The 19110-nt window shown below is 54.0% G+C and carries 15 protein-coding genes; 11 read left to right on the forward strand and 4 right to left on the reverse strand.

From position 1 onward, the window contains the following. Positions 1-22: 22 nt before the first annotated feature. Both ACZ5BI_RS06550 and glgB read left to right on the forward strand, forming a co-directional pair. A complete protein-coding gene (locus ACZ5BI_RS06550) occupies positions 23-1492 on the forward strand; it encodes an NAD-dependent succinate-semialdehyde dehydrogenase (protein ID WP_464895918.1) in 1470 nt (489 codons plus the stop codon). 491 nt (positions 1493-1983) lie between these two features. Next, positions 1984-4167: a 1,4-alpha-glucan branching protein GlgB gene (gene glgB / locus ACZ5BI_RS06555; protein ID WP_024058408.1), complete on the forward strand. Its 2184-nt coding sequence runs from the start codon at positions 1984-1986 to the stop codon at positions 4165-4167. A gap of 168 nt (positions 4168-4335) precedes the next feature. On the opposite strand, the gene ACZ5BI_RS06560 is transcribed toward glgB, so the two are convergent. Together ACZ5BI_RS06560 and ybaK are read right to left on the reverse strand one after the other, a co-directional pair. Beyond that, the gene (locus tag ACZ5BI_RS06560; protein ID WP_464896789.1) at positions 4336-5589 is read right to left on the reverse strand and encodes an Nramp family divalent metal transporter; all 1254 of its coding nucleotides are present in this window, start codon (positions 5587-5589) and stop codon (positions 4336-4338) included. A 191-nt stretch (positions 5590-5780) separates the two neighbouring features. Beyond that, positions 5781-6266 carry a Cys-tRNA(Pro) deacylase gene (gene ybaK, locus ACZ5BI_RS06565; protein ID WP_316087283.1) on the reverse strand — a complete coding sequence of 162 codons (486 nt, stop codon included), beginning with the start codon at positions 6264-6266 and terminating at the stop codon, positions 5781-5783. 218 nt (positions 6267-6484) lie between these two features. Between ybaK and ACZ5BI_RS06570 the strand changes: the two genes are divergently transcribed. From ACZ5BI_RS06570 to ACZ5BI_RS06580, 3 genes are read left to right on the forward strand one after another with little or no spacing between them, the layout of a single operon-like run. Continuing rightward, complete coding sequence (locus ACZ5BI_RS06570) at positions 6485-7423, forward strand: ABC transporter ATP-binding protein (protein ID WP_464895919.1); 939 nt, start codon at positions 6485-6487, stop codon at positions 7421-7423. 2 nt (positions 7424-7425) lie between these two features. Then, positions 7426-8685: an ABC transporter permease gene (locus tag ACZ5BI_RS06575; protein WP_464895920.1), complete on the forward strand. Its 1260-nt coding sequence runs from the start codon at positions 7426-7428 to the stop codon at positions 8683-8685. Continuing rightward, positions 8672-9820 carry an ABC transporter permease gene (locus ACZ5BI_RS06580; RefSeq protein ID WP_464895921.1) on the forward strand — a complete coding sequence of 383 codons (1149 nt, stop codon included), beginning with the start codon at positions 8672-8674 and terminating at the stop codon, positions 9818-9820. Before ACZ5BI_RS06575 ends, ACZ5BI_RS06580 begins: the two co-directional genes overlap by 14 nt. Positions 9821-9984: 164 nt before the next feature. Here ACZ5BI_RS06580 and ACZ5BI_RS06585 read toward each other — a convergent pair whose 3' ends face one another. Then, positions 9985-10599 carry a cadmium resistance transporter gene (locus ACZ5BI_RS06585; protein ID WP_464895922.1) on the reverse strand — a complete coding sequence of 205 codons (615 nt, stop codon included), beginning with the start codon at positions 10597-10599 and terminating at the stop codon, positions 9985-9987. 87 nt (positions 10600-10686) lie between these two features. On the opposite strand from ACZ5BI_RS06585, the gene ACZ5BI_RS06590 reads away from it, so the two are divergent. Together ACZ5BI_RS06590 and ACZ5BI_RS06595 are read left to right on the forward strand one after the other, a co-directional pair. After that, positions 10687-10956 (forward strand): ACT domain-containing protein, encoded by a 270-nt coding sequence (locus tag ACZ5BI_RS06590; protein ID WP_464895923.1) that lies wholly within the window; start codon positions 10687-10689, stop codon positions 10954-10956. Between the two features lie 49 nt (positions 10957-11005). Further along, entirely contained in the window at positions 11006-12370 is a 1365-nt protein-coding gene (locus tag ACZ5BI_RS06595; protein WP_464895924.1) for a DUF711 family protein, read from the forward strand. 154 nt (positions 12371-12524) lie between these two features. On the opposite strand, the gene ACZ5BI_RS06600 is transcribed toward ACZ5BI_RS06595, so the two are convergent. Further along, on the reverse strand, positions 12525-13880 hold the full coding sequence (locus ACZ5BI_RS06600; protein ID WP_464896790.1) for a coiled-coil domain-containing protein: 1356 nt from the start codon (positions 13878-13880) through the stop codon (positions 12525-12527). A 266-nt stretch (positions 13881-14146) separates the two neighbouring features. Here ACZ5BI_RS06600 and ACZ5BI_RS06605 point away from each other — a divergent pair, with 266 nt between their 5' ends. The 4 genes from ACZ5BI_RS06605 (at position 14147) to galK (ending at position 19047) form a co-directional block, all read left to right on the forward strand. Then, a complete protein-coding gene (locus tag ACZ5BI_RS06605) occupies positions 14147-15724 on the forward strand; it encodes a hypothetical protein (protein ID WP_464895925.1) in 1578 nt (525 codons plus the stop codon). Further along, positions 15724-16731 carry a hypothetical protein gene (locus ACZ5BI_RS06610; RefSeq protein WP_316086886.1) on the forward strand — a complete coding sequence of 336 codons (1008 nt, stop codon included), beginning with the start codon at positions 15724-15726 and terminating at the stop codon, positions 16729-16731. Before ACZ5BI_RS06605 ends, ACZ5BI_RS06610 begins: the two co-directional genes overlap by 1 nt. A 12-nt stretch (positions 16732-16743) precedes the next feature. Further along, complete coding sequence (locus tag ACZ5BI_RS06615) at positions 16744-17670, forward strand: tetratricopeptide repeat protein (RefSeq protein ID WP_316086887.1); 927 nt, start codon at positions 16744-16746, stop codon at positions 17668-17670. Positions 17671-17745: 75 nt separating this feature from the next. Continuing rightward, positions 17746-19047: a galactokinase gene (galK, locus tag ACZ5BI_RS06620; RefSeq protein ID WP_316086888.1), complete on the forward strand. Its 1302-nt coding sequence runs from the start codon at positions 17746-17748 to the stop codon at positions 19045-19047. The last annotated feature ends 63 nt before the right edge of the window (positions 19048-19110 follow it).

Consider the following 19110-nt stretch of genomic DNA (forward strand, 5'->3'; position numbering starts at 1 on the left):
AACGAAAAGAGAAGAAGAGTTTATGGATAGCAAGGAATTAACGCAGTACGTAGCAGACTTGGAACCGGAAAGAGCAATTTGGATAAACAACTCGACCCGGCCAGCAGCTAGCGGGGAAACTTTCCCGGTAATAGATCCCGCCACCACTCGCACGATTACCGAAGTAAGCTCGGGCACCGCCGCCGATGCCATTGCTGCTCTCGATGCTGCAGCCAGCGCTCAACCCGGGTGGGCAGCGCGCTCCCCTCGCGAACGCGCCGAGATTTTGCGCCGCGCCTGGGAACTGATGATCGCTTCCGCTAAAGAACTCGCTAGTTTAATGAGCTGGGAAAACGGTAAAGCCTACACCGATTCTCTGGGCGAAGCCTCCTATGCTGCTGAGTTCTTCCGCTGGTTCTCCGAAGAAGCTGTCCGCTCTGACGGAGATTATGCGATTCCGCCCGCAGGCGGCTCGCGCACCCTGGTCACTGCCCGCCCGGTTGGGGTATGTGCGCTGATCACTCCCTGGAATTTCCCGGCCGCCATGGCGACCCGGAAAATCGCGCCCGCCCTCGCCGCCGGCAACGCAGTAGTCCTAAAACCGGCCTCCGAAACCCCCTTAACCGCCCTGGCCATCATGCGCATCCTAAAAGAGGCCGGCGTGCCAGACGGGGTAGTCAACCTGGTGCCTTCGCGCCACTCTGCCGAAATCTCTGAAACCTGGCTAGCCGATCCTCGAGTACGCCTAGTATCCTTCACCGGCTCAACCCCGGTAGGACGCACCCTGCTGGGGCTCGCCGCTCCTCGAGTAGTGAACACCGCCATGGAACTAGGCGGAAACGCCGCCTTCGTAGTGGGCGCTACCGCCGATGTAGACGCCGCTATCGAAGGGCTGATGGTTGCCAAGTTCCGCAACGGCGGTCAAGCCTGCACCGCCGCTAACCGGATCTACCTGCACAAAGACATTAAAGAAGAGTTCACGAAAAAGCTATGCCAGCGGGTAGAAGCTCTGAAAGTAGGCGCGGGACTAGATCCAGAAACCGAAACCGGTCCGGTAGTTAACGAAAAAGCAAGGCAGGGAATGAACGAGCTACTTTCGTCCGCCCTAGACCAAGGAGCAAAAGTCCTGGCGCAAGCAGCGCTCCCCAAGGATTTAGCCGGTTACTTCGTGGCACCCACAGTTATCGAGGTGCCCCGCGCCGACTCTCCTCTACTACAAAACGAAATCTTCGGCCCGCTCGCCCCCGTTAAGGAATATGCAGACGAGGATGAACTCCTCAAAATGGTAAATGGCACCGAAATGGGACTGGCCTCTTACGTTTACGGCGACCTGAACTGGGCGCTGCATTTCGCGGAAAGAGTCGAAGCCGGAATGATTGGGGTAAACCGCGGCCTGGTTTCCGATCCCGCCGCCCCCTTTGGGGGAGTAAAGCAATCCGGGATTGGCCGTGAGGGCGCCCGCGAAGGGATTAGGGAGTTCCAAGAGGTGCAATACTTCAGCCTCGATTGGTAACCTTTCCGGCTAATATCCGGCTGCCTGTGGGGATAATCGTTACGCGTGAGACATCGGTGATCTGTTTCCCTATCCCGGGGCTGGCTTTGTAATAGCGCTCCGGGATAAGCGCGGGGGAGAAGTTTTTCCTCCCGCCCAAGAATTCGGAAAACGTAGCGGCCTTTTCCGAATTCTTATGCCCACCGCACCCACTCGGATAAAACTTCTCCCCCACGCAAGGGGCACAGCTGGTGCGAGACTCCCGCGAGATACGCACTGAGCGTGCAGGGGTGGATTTATGCCGCAGGGTAGGCTGCGGGCACTAAATCCGTGAAAATGCCAGAGCATTTTCCGGATTTCGGGGCGGGCGGCAAAATCCGGCCCTGTGCGCGGACATTATCCCCCCCGTTGCTTAAGGCTATGCATGCTGCTGGAACTCGGGGTGAAAAAATAATTGGAAATCGGGGCGTTATTCTAAAGAATTATTGGGCGATTCGTGACACGCTAGAGGCATGAACGCAAAACCTGTACCTGTAGATCCAGACGTCCTTGCTAACGTGGCTCACGGACGCTATTTTGACCCCCATTCGGTGCTCGGCACCCACGTGGGGGAAGATTCCGTAACTATCCGCACCGTTGCCCACCTGGCAGATGCGGTAGAGATCATCACTCCCAAGGGCACATTCCCCGCCACCCATGAGCAAGATGGCATTTGGGTGACAGTCCTTGACGGCACCGAAATCCCTGATTACCGGGTGCGCACCACCTATGGGGAAGAAACCACAGAGCTAGATGACGGTTACCGTTACCTGCCCACCGTTGGCGAATTCGACCTTTACCTGATTTCTGAGGGGCGTCACGAGCGACTTTGGGAAGTGCTGGGAGCTCACCTGCGCACCTACGAAACCGAGATGGGGCAAACCAAGGGGGCATCCTTCGCTGTCTGGGCACCGAATGCCCAAGCGGTGCGGGTAGTGGGTGACTTTAACTATTGGGACGGGGAGACCTCCTCGATGCGTTCCCTCGGTTCTTCGGGGGTGTGGGAATTGTTTATCCCGGACGTAGAAATTGGGGCTCGTTACAAGTTCGAGATTTTAAGACCGGATGGCACCTGGCAACAAAAAGCCGACCCGATGGCGCGCGCCTGCGAGATTCCTCCCTTGACGGCCTCGGTAGTTACCGATAAACACCACCAGTGGGAAGACCAAGAGTGGATGGACAAGCGGGCAAAAACCAATCCCCATAACTCCCCCATGTCGGTCTATGAGATGCATATCGGATCCTGGTCTTATGACACCCACTATCGGGATTTGGCTGACGATCTGGTTACCTATGTCAAAGATATGGGCTTTACTCACGTAGAAATGATGCCAGTTTCGGAGCACCCCTTCTATGGTTCCTGGGGTTACCAGCAGAGCGGCTACTATGCGCCCTCGTCCCGCTATGGTACTCCCGATGATTTCCGCTATCTGGTAGATAAACTGCACCAGGCGGGAATCGGGGTGATCATGGACTGGGTTCCCGGCCATTTCCCCAAAGACCAGTTTGCGCTCGCCGACTTTGATGGCACCAAACTCTATGAACATCCGGATCCCACCCGCGGCGAACAACCCGATTGGGGGACCTTGATTTTCAACTTTGGTCGCAACGAGGTACGAAACTTCCTGGTGGCCAACGCTCTTTACTGGTTGGATGAATTCCATATCGATGGTTTGCGGGTCGACGCGGTGGCCTCCATGCTTTACCTGGATTATTCCCGCGAAGAAGGCCAGTGGCATCCAAACCAGTATGGCGGACGGGAAAACCTGGAAGCGATTTCTTTCCTCCAGGAAACCAATGCCACCTGCTACCGCCTATATCCGGGCATCTGCATGATTGCAGAAGAGTCTACAGCTTGGCCAGGGGTAACTGCTCCTACCGATGCCGGGGGCTTGGGCTTCGGTTTGAAGTGGAATATGGGTTGGATGAACGATACTTTGCGTTACCTGCGTGAAGACCCAGTAAACCGGTCTTGGCACCACGGCGAACTCACCTTCTCCCTGGTGTATGCGTTCTCGGAGCACTATATTTTACCGCTATCCCACGATGAGGTCGTCTACGGCAAAGGCTCGATCCTAGCTAAGCAGCCAGGTGACTACTGGCGGCAACTGGCGGGGGTACGTTCCCTTTACGCCTATCAATGGTCACACCCAGGTAAGCAGCTGCTGTTCATGGGCGGCGAGTTCGCCCAAGGCGCCGAGTGGGATGCGAATCGTTCCCTAGATTGGTTCTTACTAGATGACGAGCGCAACCAGGGCGTGCAAGCACTGGTACGGGACTTGAACCAGATCTACACCACCGATCCGGCATTGTGGGATGACGAACACACCGGGTTTGAATGGATCGAATCCAACGATTCCGAACACAACGTGATCTCTTATGTACGCAAGTCCCGTGATGATCGCGGACGCGAACACAAGATGGTATGTATCTGCAACTTTGCGGGCAATCCCCACGAAGGCTACCGAGTAGGACTACCCGACGGCGGGGAGTGGGAAGAAATTATTAACACGGATGACGCCAAGTATGGCGGCTCCGGGGTCACCAACTTAGGTCAGGTATCTGCCGAAGATATGGAGTGGAATGGCCGCCCCTATTCGGTAGAGCTCAGGGTACCGCCCTTGGGTTGCCTCTGGTTACGTCCTAAAGAAGACTAATCTAATACCTCAGCCGTTTAAGGGCTTTAATAGGGTGAGTCCTCGAGAATGCTTAGTTCTCGAGGACTCACCCTTAATACTTTTGGATCTACTCTCCCGGATATCAAAACCAATCGCGAGGGCGCAGGCTGCTTTCCCGAGATAACCTACCTCTTTACGGACAGCGGTTTATACGTCAACTCCCATAAAAGTAAGCACCACCAGCAGCAGATTCAGAGCGATTATCAAGCCCGCGATGGCGCCCATCGTCCAACGCATTGCCTGGCTATCGGTGTAGCTGCCCATAAGTTCTTTCTTGCGGGTATAGGCTGCGAGCGGTACTACCGCTAGGGGGATCCCGAAAGACAATGCCACCTGGGAAACAACTAATGCCCAAGTGGGGTTGGGGTAGAGCCAAAGAATCAGCAAAGCTGGAAGCAAAGTAACCAGGCGTCGCGCAAATAGTGGCACCCGGATATGCAGCAACCCGCCCATGATTTCCGAACCCGCATAGGCTCCAACCGAAGTGGAGGCTAAACCGGAAGCTAACAGACCGATCGCAAAAACTACTCCGATTCCACTGCCCAGGGCATTTTCGATAGCAGCATGCGCACCCTCGATAGTATCGGTGCCACTCTTTCCGGCTAGCGCCGAGGCGGCCAGCAATAACAGCGCAATATTGACCGCTCCCGCGACAAATAGCGCATAGGCCACGTCATGTTTGGAAGCTCGTAACAGGTGGGGAATATCGCGAGAGCCTCGCTCCGGAAAACGGTGATTTACCAGCGAAGAATGCAGGTAAATAGCGTGCGGCATAACCGTTGCCCCCAGCATGGAGGCCGCGATCAGCACGGTGTCGGTGCCGGCAAAACGGGGCAGTAATCCCCCCAGCATTCCCGCGGGATCAGGCGGGCTAATCACCAGTCCCGACAAGAAGCCTACGGTAATGATTACTAGCAGGCCGATAACGATGCTTTCAAACTGTTTTTGCCGCCGTTCATTCTGAAAAACTAGCAGCGCTAAAGACACACAGCCTACGATAAAACCCCCTGCCAACAGCGGCAGCCCAAACAGTAGCTGCAGAGCGATTGCGCCCCCCACGATTTCGGCGAGGTCGGTGGCGGCTGCGATAATCTCTGCTTGGATCCAAAACGCGATGCGTTTACCTTTGGGAAGCCGATCCCCCAAAATCTCCGGTAGAGATTTTCCGGTAACTAACCCTAGTTTGGCGCTTTGATATTGAATGATCACCGCCATCAAGTTAGCCAGTACTAACACCCACACCAGCAGGTAGCCATAGCGAGCGCCAGCCGTGATATTCGCGGCGACGTTCCCGGGATCAACATAGGCCACTGCTGCTACGAATGCTGGCCCTAGGAGCGGGAGCAAACCTTTCTTGGCCGCCGCCTTCCCATCGACAGCATGCTGAGAATCTGGGGTCATTGCCTTTTCCATCTACACAGATTCACCTTTCCGAATCGGGGAAACTACCGCATCTGACCGGATTGGCACTTTCCCTTAGCCACTTTTACGGGTATCCCCTACATAAGTTTCGTATACCCGAAACTTTACTCCGTTTTTTCAGGAAGATAAAAACCAATCAAACATATCTCTGCTTGTAGGGCTTACGCGCTTTAGGGTCGGGAAATATCTCCCTGCCGCGCCGATATCAACCTTTGCAGATCTACAGCCGCAACTAGAATCTGGTAACCGCGTTTACCCGCAGATACGTAAATCTTTTCTTGCTCAAAAGCGGATTGATCGATCACCGTAGGGAAAACTTTCTTCATTCCCAAGGGCGAACACGCTCCTTTTAAGTAACCGGTGAGCGGAGTTAGCTTTTTTAACGGCAACATTGCTACCTGTTTCACCCCGAAACACCGAGCCGCAGCTTTCAAATCTAATTCGTGAGTAGCGGGCACTACCGCCACGAAGTGTTCCCCAGGTCCGCCCTCCAAAACTAGAGTTTTGTAGACCAGATTCGGATCGACCCCCAGAGCCTGCGCGACCGCGAGGGCATCCAAAAACTCCCCTTTGGAAGAAACCTGCGTCATTTGTGCAGCGATTCCCGCATTTTCGAGGATGCGCATGGCATTAGTTTTCACATGTTTCTTGCCCATAACCGCACCAGCTTTCCTAGGAGTTTTCTCAGCCAGTTTAACCGACTCGAATTTTCTTGAACGAAAATAGCTTCCTACCCTCAGCCGCGGCGGCGTTTAAAATCTGCAATAACTTTCGGTTAATTCTCGATTAACGTCGCCACGGTTGGGGGGGTACCGCTGACTAGCTTCGCTATAATTGCTTTAACAATAACCACCCCAAGAACGCGAGAACCGTCGTGACCAACATTATTGAAGTAGAGGGTCTAACCAAAGATTACCAGCAATTACGCGCCCTCAATAAGCTGACTTTCCAAGTTCGTCAGGGCGAAATCTTAGGACTACTAGGGCCTAACGGATCCGGAAAATCCACTGCTATCAACTGCATCCTCTCCCTGCTTCGTTTTAACAGCGGGAGCGTGAAAATCTTCGGAAAAGAAATGCGCCCCGATGCCTTCGACATTAAACGGCGTCTAGGGGTGGTATTCCAAGACGTAGCCGTATTCGACGAGCTAACCGTGGCGCAAAACCTGGAATATTTCTGTGGACTGTACCTGGAGGACAAGCGCAAACGCGCCGCGATGATTGCAGAGGCGGTTCAGTTGGTGGGACTGCAAGACTATTTAAAGTTTCGCCCTAAGCAGCTCTCCGGAGGCCTGTTGCGCCGCTTAAACCTAGCGTGCGGTATCGCCCATCAACCGGAGCTGATTTTCCTGGATGAGCCGACCGTGGCAGTCGATCCCCAAAGCCGCAACAATATCCTGGACGGTATAGTCACTTTGCGTGACCGCGGAGCCACGGTGGTTTACACCACTCACTATATGGAAGAAGTCGAGCAGATATGCGACCGCATCATCATTCTTGACAAGGGTGAAATCATCGCGCAAGGCACCATTAATGAGTTGAAACAGCTATCCGATATCGAAGAAAAAGTTACTTTGCAGGGGGTGGAGCTGCCTCCAGAACTTAAAGAAAAACTGGAATCCGATCCCCAAATTGAGTCAGTTACCACCAGAAATCGCACAGTCCAGCTAGTTTATCGGCACGGACAAAACCATGTTTCCGCCCTCATCGACCAATTGCGCCAGGCCGGGGTATCGTATGAGTCCATTTACTCCGAGCGCCCCACCCTAAATGACGTTTTCCTACAGCTGACCGGCAAGGAACTGCGAGACTAGCTATGGGACACCTGATCGGCTACAACCTCAAGCTATTGCTATCCAACCGAACATTGGTGTTTTGGACGCTCGCCTTTCCTATCCTGCTGGGACTGTTATTCAAAGGAGCACTCGGCGACATTGTTAATAAAGAAGCCTTCGATACCATACCCGTAGCGGTCGTAAACTCCCAGGCCTACCAAGACAGCACCTTCAAAATCGCTTTTACCGAATTAAGCAAGGAAGATTCCTCCCCCGTCAGCTCGGGAAACCAGCCCATTTTGAAACTGCGAATAGTCAAGACCTTAGAGGAAGGAAAACAGCTTTTAGAGGACGAGGAAGTTTCCGGAGTAGTCGAGATTACCGGAACTCCAGCTGCCGGCAAAGCCAAGGACGCCAAAGCAGATTTGACGCTGGATTCCAACGGGATGGAACAAACCATTTTAAAAGCTATTCTTGACGAGATCACCCAACGCACCGATATGATCAGCCAACTGACGCAGCGAGAGATTACTGCGAAAGTTCACGCTCACTCTCCACCTAGCTCTCAAAATATTCAGCCCGGCACCCCTGCCGCCTTTGATCCCGCCCTGATAGCGGCCTCAGTTCAAGACCAACTCGCTAAGAGTGGTTTTACTTTACGTGACCGCAGCCCCAAATCTATAGACATGCTAATGGCAGAATTCTTCTCGCTACTAGCCATGGCTGCGCTGTATGGGGGACTATTCTCCATGACGGTAATGAACAATGCCCAGCCCCCCTTGGGGGTAATCGGCAGACGGGTAGCAGTGGCACCGACCAGCAAAGCCAAACTGATCATTTCCGGGATTATCTCCAGTTACCTACTGCAATTGGTGGGGCTAATTTTACTGGTAGCGGTATGCTACTTCCTATTCGGTATTGATTTTGGCCCCAATTGGGCATTAACTTTCCTGCTGACTTCCCTAGGAGCCCTGGTCGGACTGTCCTTTGGGGTGGCGATTTCCGCGCTCGTGCCTGGCGGAGAGAATATGAAAGTGGGGGTCTTGATCTCGGTCACCATGTTAGGGGCAGTACTCGCGGGGATGATGGGGCCAACCATGCGCCACCTGGTAGACCAAAAAATACCCCTGGTAAATAAGCTAAATCCCACTGCCCTCATCACGGATGGCTTCTATAACCTGTACTACCACCCCGGGTTCGAAGGTTTTTGGCAAGACGTCACCTTACTGCTGACCATCTCCGCAGTGCTCCTAGGTGCCTCCCTGTTCGTACTAAGGAAACAGCGTTATGACAGTCTTTAAAAGTTTCCTGCAGGTACTGCTACGCAATATTGCTTTTGTTATTTTGTTTACCACCATCATGGTGGTCATGGGACTTACCGCTTTCCAGACCAGTCCCAGTTCCTCCGGTGATTTTACCGCATCCAAACCTACAGTTTTAGTAATCAACCGCGGCAACGATACTGCCCTCACCAAATCTTTTAACTCTTACTTGGCAGGGCAAACCACGAAAGCAGACACCGGCAGCAGTGAACGAGAAATTGATGACGCTCTCTATTACGAAACTTTGTCGTACGTCGTTTACCTGCCCAGCGACTTCACGGAAACCATCCTCAAAGGCGAAAAACCCGTTGTCGATATAAAAACTCGCGCCAGCTCCGAAAGTGCCTCTGCCGAGGTGTTAGTAAGCCGTTTCCTGCGGCTGGCTACCGGATATGGGCAATATTTATCGGATGAGGACGAGCTGGTCAAAGCGGTAAACTCTAGCCTGAAACTCGATAGCGAAGCCACTCTTACCTCGCGTTTAGATCAAAAAACGCTCCACAACGTGACCGCCCTGTATAACTTTGGCAGCTACACCCTAATGGCCGGCGCCACTTATGTAATCACCATGGTGCTAGCGGCCTTTTCGGTAATAAACGTACGTAAACGTACCCTGGTTTCCCCCGCCCATCCCTTCCGGATTGACCTGAGCCTAATAGCCGGCTGCGCCCTAATCGTAGCGTTCCTCGTGGCACTCAATGTGCTCTTAGTGCGACTGCTGTTGCCCGGCATCGCCGATACCGGACGACAAGGACTCTATGCGCTTAACATTGTGGCTTTTGGGCTGCCGGTACTAGCCTTAGGCTTCTTAATGGCAAAAATTACCAATAACAAGGAAGCCCTCAGCGCCATCGTAAACGTGGTGGCGCTGGCCAGTGCTTTCCTATGTGGAGCGTTTATTCCCCGGGAGCTAATGCCCGATGCGGTAGTAGCCATCGGGAGGGCGCTACCCACCTTTTACTACATCGACAACAACAATGCGTTAGCGGAAATGACCAGCTTTAGCGGCGCTGCCGCCTCCCAGTTCTGGGTAAATATCGGGGTGCAGGTAGTTTTCACGCTGGTGCTATGGGGCGTCGCCATGCTAATCACCCGCCTGCGTAGACGCGTCTAGAGCAAATCTGAGCCTGGTAGCACGGGAGTAGATTTTTCCTCCTGCCCAAGAATTTGGAAAACGTAGCGACGATTTCCAAATTCTTATGCCCACCGCGCCCGCTCGGATAAAATCTACTCCCGTGCTTTTCGTAATCGCTTATCTTGCACAGCTAGGCAACCAAGCTAGAGCAAATCGGCGAGGATTAGTACTCCTAGCAGGATAAGTACGCTGGGGAAAATAATCGCTTCAAAACGTTCCAAGACCTCTGCCAGCCCCATACGTCCAGTGATGAAACGGGCAAGAGCTAGCAGCACCCCAGCAAGCACTAAGAATACAGCGCAAAACAGGGCGATTTGCCACCAGGTGGAGAGGGCAAAAACTGGTAGATAGGCGGCTACTTCATCGCCCCCATTAGCCATAGTCACCAGGGCAACTGCGCCTACGCTGACCTTTTTTCCCTTTAGTTGTGCCTCGTCCTCGTCCTCGAAGTCCTTAGACCCAACCCGCTCCCGGATTTCTCCGATCGCCGCTTTTATCCCCAGTGCCAGGGGTATCAGCCCCAAGAAACGCAGGTACTCCTGCGGGATTACCAAACCAGAAATTGCGCTTAAGACTATGGCGGTCGCCAGGATAACCCCGAAACCGACATATTGTCCGGCACAGATGCGCGCAGTGGTTCCCGGACGGTTCTGGCCGTGTACAAACCACAAAGCCAGTAACGCCAAGTGGTCAATGTTGGTGGCTACAAATAGCACTAGCGCTTGCACGAGGGTCGAAAAAATCAAACTAGAAGTCACTCCGCCATTATTACCTAAGAGTGCAGAGGTGAAGAAACCGGGGCGAGAAATCGCAAAAAAGCCGTAGAAGAACGTAAGCTGAAGCACGTGAAAGCAATTATGACGGTTACCGGTATCGACCACACCGGGATTATCGCGGCGGTTTCTCAAGCGCTCGCCCAAAACCAGGTGAACATCATCAATGTGTCGCAGACCTTGATGGATGAGTATTTCACCATGATTATGCAGCTGGAATTCGATGAGGAACAGATAGGGTTAGCGCAGGTGCAGGCGGCGATGGCAACAGTAGAGAAAACCGAAGGGCTGGTTATTAAAGTTCAGGCCGAATCCCTGTTCAACGCCATGCACAAACTCTAAGCTGCTTACCGTAAACCTACGCGGGCAGCCTTAATCGCAAGGGAGAATAATGGGACTGGATACCACCGGGGAAATCCTGGAAACCATACAGATGATTGCCGAGGATAACCTCGATGTACGCACCGTAACTTTGGGACTGTCCCTGCTGGACTGTGCGGATACCGATACCAAGCGGGCGTGCGCGCGGATTGAAGAACGGATTTTAGGGGCCGCCTCCCGCCTGGTTGCCACCGCCGAGGAAGTCGCCGGTGAATTCGGGGTACCCATCATTAATAAACGCCTCTCAGTAACCCCAATTTCTCTGGTGGCAGCGGCTTGTCGCACCGATGATCCCCTCCCTTTTGCCCAGACGCTTGATCGAGTAGGCAAGGCCGTAGGGGTAGATTTTGTAGGCGGCTATTCCGCGTTGGTGCAAGCCGGTGCTACCCGCAGTGATTTAGCGTTGATAGAGTCCATACCCGAGGCGTTAGCCACTACCGATATCGTATGTTCCTCGGTAAATATCGGTTCCACCCGCAGCGGCATCAATATGAGCGCGACCGCAAAAATGGGTGAGCAAGTTCTAGCCGCCGCCCATAAAACTGCCGATAAAGACGGAATCGGAGCCGCAAAACTGGTGGTGTTCGCCAACGCGGTAGAAGATAACCCCTTTATGGCAGGTGCTTTCCATGGCGTGAGCCAACGCGATGCGGTAGTTTCCGTGGGAATTTCCGGTCCGGGAGTCATCGAGAGGGCGCTCGCGGGAGTACAGGGGCGGCCTTTTGAAGAATGCGCGGAAGCCATTAAAAAATCAGCTTTCAAGATTACTCGCATGGGGCAGCTGGTGGGGCAAACCGTAGCGAAGCGTTTGGGCGTCAGTTTCGGAATCGTGGATTTATCGCTCGCCCCTACCCCGGCAGTAGGAGATTCGGTGGCTGCGATTTTAGAAGAGCTGGGCGTAGAAGCGGTCGGAGCGCCCGGCACTACTGCGGCTTTAGCCCTGCTCAACGATGCGGTTAAAAAGGGCGGCCTGATGGCTTGTTCCCTGGTCGGGGGACTTTCCGGCTCCTTTATTCCGGTCTCCGAGGACGCGAATATGATTCAAGCAGTACAGCGCGGTTCTTTGAGTCTGACAAAACTAGAAGCCATGACCGCTATCTGTTCAGTAGGTCTGGATATGATCGCGATTCCCGGTGACACCCCCGCTGCTACTATTACCGGTTTGATTGCCGATGAAGCCGCTATCGGGGTTGCCAATGGGAAAACCACCGCGGTGCGGGTAATTCCAGTACCGGGTAAAGGCGTAGGCGACCAAGCGAATTTCGGAGGCCTGCTGGGCTGGGCGCCGATTATGGAAGTAACCTCGCTCTCCTCAGAAAAGTTTGCGGCTCGAGGAGGACGCATCCCCGCCCCCGTGCATTCCTTCAAGAACTAACACTGACAACCCGCATATACAGCTACGTCGCGACGGAATAGTTTCCGCCGCCAGAGTGGGCAGTCAATTGTCTGAGAGCAGCTACAAAAACCTTGGGCGCGTCTTTGGTTTTCCAAAGACGCGCCCAAAGTTAAGTTAAACGAGCTTATTGCGTTTATTGTTCCTCGTTAGTGAACAAATCGGTAGCTGCCGATTCTTCATCGGGGGTTACTGGCGATACCGGCGGTTCCACTGGAGCCGGCTGTTCGCCCTCGGCTTCCTCAGGTGCCTGAGCTAGCACTGCCGGCAGCTGCTGCATGGGGGTCAGCCCCTCGAGACCAGTAGCGGTCTCAGAGCCGAGCAAGCCCCGCATTTCTTCCAGGTAAGCAGCGATAGATTCGCGTTGACGCTCCAGGCGCTCCACGGTGCGTTGCGCGGCAGCCCGCTCTGCCTGAGCTTCGATGCGAGCAGCTTCACGCACCTGCTCGGCTTCGCCCTCGGCAGCCGCAATGGTGGCTTCTGCCGCGCGACGCGCATCTTCCTGACGGCGACGTACGACCGCATCAGTATCGGTCAGCAAGCGTTCTGCCCGCTGCAAGGTTTCACCCAAGTGTTTCTCTGCGTCAGCAACCTGAGCCTTAGCGGCAGCCACCATCGCGGAGGTTTCGGAACGAGACTGCTCATGAGCCTGAGCATCAGCCTCGCGAGCGGCAGCACGAGCAGCTGCGATCTCCGTCTCGGCCTCTTGACGCATCTGCTGGATCTCGGAACGGATGCTATCAGCGCTTTCCCGCGCTTCCTTCAAAATGCTTTCGGACTGGGTGCGAGCATCGGCCAAAGTCTTTTCTGCCTGTTCCTTGGCTTCTTCCCGAGTCTTAGTGGCTTCGCTCAAAGAGGATTCCCGCAGTGCCTGTGCCTCGGCGGTGGCGTCATTGCGGAGCTGGGAAGCTTCTTGCTCAGCTTTAACCCGCATTTCCACATAGTCTTTTTCAGCCTGAGCCCGCTGCAACTCGGTTTCCCGATCAACGGTTGCTTTCAAGTCAGAAACCTGGGTGTTGGTCTCTGCCCGCAGCGAGGAGGCTTCTCGCTCTGCCGCGGCAACCAGTTCATCCGCCCGATGCTGGGCGTTAGTCAGCACGGTCTCGGATTCGGTGGCCGCGGTAGTGGTACGTTCTTCAGCCTCTCGCCGCGCCTCAGAAATCAGGGAAGCAGCTTCCGCCTCTGCCCGCTCGGACATATCTTGAGCGTTCTTGCGGGTCTTTTCCATCAGCTGCTCGGCCTCAGCATTAGCCTTATTGATGACCGCGGTTGATTGTTCTTCCGCGCTGCGCAGCAGCTGTTCTATCCGGGCGCCGATCCCGGTGTAAGAACTACGATCGGAAGAACGCAGTTGCCTTTGTGCTTCAGCGAGTTGTTCCCCTAAATCCACATTGCGCTGGTCAACCGTGTCCAGCTTCTGCTGCAACTCGGTAATCTGGTTATTCAAAGTTTGAATCTGCAAATCGACCTGAACACGATCATAACCGCGCATTACGATCGGGAAATCAGTTTGTTCTTCCACCTGGTCCTCCCTGAAGATGAGCCGCTGAGATTAGGCATTACTCGGAACATTTTATTCCATTACTTGAGGAGTGCGAAACCCCGTATCACTGCCTAGTCTTTCACTTATTTACGCCTGAAACCAAACGTTACGGTAAAATTGACCCTAGTCACACCCCTAACCGGGTATAAGCATCACCGCAGTAAAGCAAGTAAAGTGTACTTATAGTTGTCCGGCTACGACTTGAGGGGAAACTGGTGAACATTTTCTTACGTAGATATTGGCTTCCACTGCTTTTAGTAATCGTGGGGGCTCTGGTTGCGCTAGGCGGAGTAGCAAGCGCGACCATTTGGAAGCCAACTCCGCACGTTTCGGCATCTTTGCCTACTAATAATCAAAAACAAACTCTGGCGATTACCCGACCGGGAATGTTTGAACTTTATGACTCCCCCACCAAAATCACCGTCGCCGGGCAAGGGAAAGTAGCCTTAGCGATCGGACGGTCTGCCGATGTGACTGCTTGGGCAGCTGACCAAAACTACGTGGAAGTTACCGGACAAAAAGATGACACCACCCTACTGACCGAACCACATCAGGGGAAAGCAGATCCGCGGCAACCCGGAGAAGCTGCCGGAAAAGATATGTGGGTCGAATATAAAGAAGTAGATACCGGCAGGATCAGCGAAACCTGGGATCGTTCCGAGGGCGCATGGTCTCTGATCGCTTGGTCAGAGGAAGGGAACGTCCAGCTGACTTTGCAGTGGACACAGCCAGTTTCTACCCCTTGGTTCTGGCCACTGCTGATCGCGGGTCTGCTATTGATGCTAATCGGAGCAGTCGTTTCTGTGGTAATCAATCGCCTGGCCATAGCCGCAGCTAAAGAAGAAGCAGAAATGCGTAAGCGCCGTGAACAGCGCGCTCAGGAAGCCGCGACTCAAGGAGAGCAAACCGTGCAGATACCTGCGCTCAATGCGGTTACTAAACCGCCCTCGCGTTCCGAATTACGCAAAGCCCGCGAACGCGGAGAAGCCACCATCGAAGTGGAAGGGGTAAAGTTCCCCACCGGTTTGGTGCCAGTAATCCACACTGATGCCGACGGACAAGCGATCAATCCCGAAGCCGCGGATTCGGTGCCCCCAGAAGTTCCGGCTACTGAGGAAGTTTCAGCTCCCACGATGCCAGCGGCAGAGCTGGCGTTGCCTGCGCAAAGCCCTCAGCCGGCGGCATATTCTCCGCTCCCTGAAGTTGCAGCCGAGGCATCTTTTAACCCGGCGGCCTCACCGCAGTCGGCACAGTCCTACCAACCGCAGGCCTCCTACAACCCAGCTGCTTCTCTACAACCGGCAGACTCCTACCAGCCACAGGCTCCCTACAGTCCCTCAGCCTCATTACAACCAGAAGATTCCTACCAACCTCAGGCTTCTTACAACCCAGCTGTCTCACCGCAGCCGGCACAGCCCTACCAGCCACAGGCTTCCTATAATCCGGCGGCCTCACTACAACCAGAGGCCTCTTACCAGCCACTGTCCTCCTACAGTCCAGCTGCCTCCCTACAACCAGCAGACTCGTATCAACCACACGCATCATATAACCCAGCGGCCTCACTACAACCGGAGGAATCCTACCGGCCAACGGACTCCTATCAGCCACAGGCCTCCTACAACCCCGCGGACTCTTATCAACCTCCCGCAACGCAAGCGGAGGTATCTCCTGAGCGCGCCGAAGAATGGTTCGAGGACGATGACTTCGACCTGGACGGACTGGGAGATGGTCCTGATATGGCAGATTTCGAAGGTGAATCTACCTTTGACCAGAGCCAAGGAGGTAACAACTGATGAGAAAAATGCGAGTATTATTGTCCGTTACCGCAGCTAGCTGCCTGGCAATAACCAGCCTGGCAGGATGCACTAGTGCCGCTGAGCGCAAAGAGGTACCAAGTTCTGCTCCCACCGAGACTTATCCAGCTTTGCGAGTCGAACAGGTAGCCCCCATCCTTAAGGCAGTTAACTCCGCTTTAGCAGCCGGAGATTCCAAATATGATGCCGGAGCACTAAAACCCAGAGTGGCCGGTCCCGCACTGGCCATGCGCACCGCGCAATACCAGATGCATCAAAAGAACAACCAAGCGGTTCCAACTGCGCTACCTGCGTCCTCGGAAATCACTACCGTAACCTCTGGAAACAAATGGCCACGCGCTTTGCTTAACGTGACGGGGGCAGATAGCAATGGTGCAAAATATGTGGAGATAATCCGTCAAAGCCAGGCAACCAGCCCCTATCAACTATGGCAGTGGATGCAGCTACTGCCCAAGGCATCCTTGCCAGAAACTGACGTGGTAGCACGGGGATCACAAACTTTAGATCTTGCTAGCGATGCCAACCTGATGTTTTCTCCGGAAGTAGCGGTCAACACTTGGGCGCAGACTGTCTTCGACGCCAAAGCAAAAAATGCCGACAAAGTGTTTGTGGATCCCCTCATGGAGGGCAAACGCGCAGAATTGAAGGCCTTGACCGAGGGAGTAGGTAATGCCGGTAAGGTAGCATCCACCGTAACTCCTACTGATTTTAAAAATAACACCCTGGCGATTAATCTGCCCGCGAAAAATGGGGCACTGGTGGCGACCACCTACACTCAAGAAGTTAAGCTGACGGACGTAGCTAAAGATAAACCGATCACCCTCAGCGGTGATGTGGTTAATCTGCTGGACAACGGCAAGGTCACCAAACAAGCTTCCTGGAGCCGAGTTATCTGCGTACTGCTGCAGATACCACCCAAGGGCACCAAAGATGGCAAGGTGCGGGTAATCGCGGCTTCTGAAGTGTTAACGGCGGCTGCTAAGTAAGGATGGTTTCGATTGGCACAAACACATGGAGCAGTAGATTTATCCCAATTTGCTGCTAAGACTGCAACGGATTCTCAACCAGGATTGGCGGATAATCCAGCCGTAAGCGGAGCTCCAGCTAATGCCGGGAGCAGGCTAAATCAAAATGGCGGTGCCGTGGTTGCAGGTCCTTTTATCCGTGACGCTGGCGATGACACTTTTGAGGAAGTCGCTGAAACCTCGCTTAAAGTGCCGGTAATCATTGACTTGTGGGCACCCTGGTGCGGACCTTGCAAACAGCTCGGCCCGATTCTAGAAGAACTGGCGCGCGAATATCAGGGACGATTCCAATTGGTGAAAATCAATGTGGATGATTCTCCGCAGTTAGCACAGGCATTCCAGGCGCAATCTATTCCCATGGTGGTGGCGCTGATCGGGGGGAGACCCGCACCTCTTTTCCAAGGGGCGCAGCCTAAAGCCCAGATTAAACCGCTGATTGATCAGGTCTTACAGATCGCCGGACAGGCAGGACTGACCGGCGTCATGGCAGGAGAAGCTGACTCGGGTCAGGAAGATCCGCGAAGCGAAGAAGAAAAAGCGGTGGAAGCGTTGGTCGAAGCAGGCGAATATGCTGAGGCTATGAAGCAGGCGCAAAAGCTACTGCGGAACCGCCCCGAAGAATCCTCCCGCTATCAGGCACTGGTGGATAAAGTATCTATTGCCCAGCGTTTGCAGACTGAAGAAGGACAAGACGATTCCGATCCCCTGGTTTTGGCGGATCGTTTTTTCCAAGCCGGCAATGAACCGCAAGCTTTCGATCTTGTGTTATCCCTTATCGCAAAGTCTGCTGACGAGGAGCGCGACGAGTATCGGCAACGCCTACTGGAACTATTCCGCCTGTCCCGCAACCCTGAGGCAGTGAAATTGGCGCGCCAGCGTCTGTCGCGGCTGCTATTTTAGAAACCCTCCCTGCGGGGGATAAATGCAAGGTAGACTGGTATACACCAGGCCAAATAGAAAGGTTCAAACGTAACCATGAAACCAGAATTTATCCCCGCGTATGATCCGCAAGAGGGCACACGCAGAGCTAGCGAGCTTTTTGAGGAAACCTTTGCAGCGAAACCGACAGGGGTCTGGCGGGCTCCTGGTCGGGTCAATGTAATCGGAGAACATACCGATTACAACGGTGGGAAGGCACTTCCCCTCGCCCTCCCCCACGCTATCTATGTGGCGCTGCGAGTACGTGAGGACGATCAACTAAAAATTGTTTCTGAAGATTTCCCACAGCTAAGCGTTCACAGTCTTTTAGAGTTAGCAAAAAACTATCCCGCTAGTGGCCCTGGCGCTTTTGTTGGGGGCGTTATCTTGGGGTTAAAACGGGTACTTGAAGATAACGGTCACCCAGAAAAAGCGCGAGAACTAGCGCAGAAAGTGCCGGGACTAGAGGTAGCGATAGCTTCCAGTGTTCCCTTAAGCGCCGGTCTGTCTTCTTCCGCCGCTTTAGAATGTGCGATCGCGGCGGGTATTGATGACCTGGCTTCTCTGGGGTTGGCAGACAGCTTTGAGGGAAGAAAACTGCTGGTAGAGGCAGGAAAGGTGGCTGAGAATCGCTATGTGGGGGCTCCTACCGGAGGTTTAGATCAATCTGCATCGATGCTTTGTGAACAAGATCGAGTCTTGGAACTGGATTGTGCCACCTGGCAAACTCGTTCCCATCCTTTTGATTTGCCAGCTTTGGGACTGTCCTTACTAGTGATTGATACCTGCACTTCCCATGATCTTGCTGACGGGCAGTACGGGGCACGCCGAGCTGCCTGTGAGGATGCGGCTCAGGTTTTGGGGGTGAAAGAACTTGGTGAACTGGTACCGAAGGATATTTCACCCTCCGATAACCTGACTGACTTAGAAGCTGCAGACTATCCTCCCTCTTGGGTGCAATCGCAGTTGGATAAATTAGATGACCCGGAGCAGGTTTCGCGAGTGCGACACGTACTTACCGAGATTGCGCGCTGCCAGCGACTATGCGAGCTTTTAGAGGCAGGCGCGGATCTTGATCAATGGCGCAAGCTACTAGACGCCTCCCACGAATCCTTGCGCTGCGACTACGAAGTTACCTGCAAAGAACTAGATGTTGCGGTGGAGGCAGCCCGGAAGGCCGGCGCCTATGGAGCCAGGATGACAGGAGGAGGCTTCGGAGGCTGCGCTATTGCCCTGGTTCGCAGCGACCAACTTGAGGCAACTGCCGGTACCGTACTAGACGCTTTCGCCAAAGCTGGTTTTAACCAACCCCGCTTCCTGAGCGCCTTGCCCTCCGCAGCAGCCGGCAGAGCGCAATAGTCGCTACCGATATTTTAAAAACAATAAGTTCCGCCGGGTAAAACTAAAAGAGTTTTACCCGGC

It is taken from the genome of Varibaculum sp. GTC20041, from assembly GCF_055387755.1.

Bases quoted from the DNA above. Each gene is read 5' to 3' on its own strand.
- ACZ5BI_RS06550 (WP_464895918.1), top strand. From the start codon at position 23: ATGGATAGCAAGGAATTAACGCAGTACGTAGCAGACTTGGAACCGGAA.
- glgB (WP_024058408.1), top strand. From the start codon at position 1,984: ATGAACGCAAAACCTGTACCTGTAGATCCAGACGTCCTTGCTAACGTG.
- ACZ5BI_RS06560 (WP_464896789.1), bottom strand. From the start codon at position 5,589: ATGACCCCAGATTCTCAGCATGCTGTCGATGGGAAGGCGGCGGCCAAG.
- ybaK (WP_316087283.1), bottom strand. From the start codon at position 6,266: ATGGGCAAGAAACATGTGAAAACTAATGCCATGCGCATCCTCGAAAAT.
- ACZ5BI_RS06575 (WP_464895920.1), top strand. From the start codon at position 7,426: ATGGGACACCTGATCGGCTACAACCTCAAGCTATTGCTATCCAACCGA.
- ACZ5BI_RS06580 (WP_464895921.1), top strand. From the start codon at position 8,672: ATGACAGTCTTTAAAAGTTTCCTGCAGGTACTGCTACGCAATATTGCT.
- ACZ5BI_RS06595 (WP_464895924.1), top strand. From the start codon at position 11,006: ATGGGACTGGATACCACCGGGGAAATCCTGGAAACCATACAGATGATT.
- ACZ5BI_RS06600 (WP_464896790.1), bottom strand. From the start codon at position 13,880: ATGCGCGGTTATGATCGTGTTCAGGTCGATTTGCAGATTCAAACTTTG.
- ACZ5BI_RS06610 (WP_316086886.1), top strand. From the start codon at position 15,724: ATGAGAAAAATGCGAGTATTATTGTCCGTTACCGCAGCTAGCTGCCTG.
- galK (WP_316086888.1), top strand. From the start codon at position 17,746: ATGAAACCAGAATTTATCCCCGCGTATGATCCGCAAGAGGGCACACGC.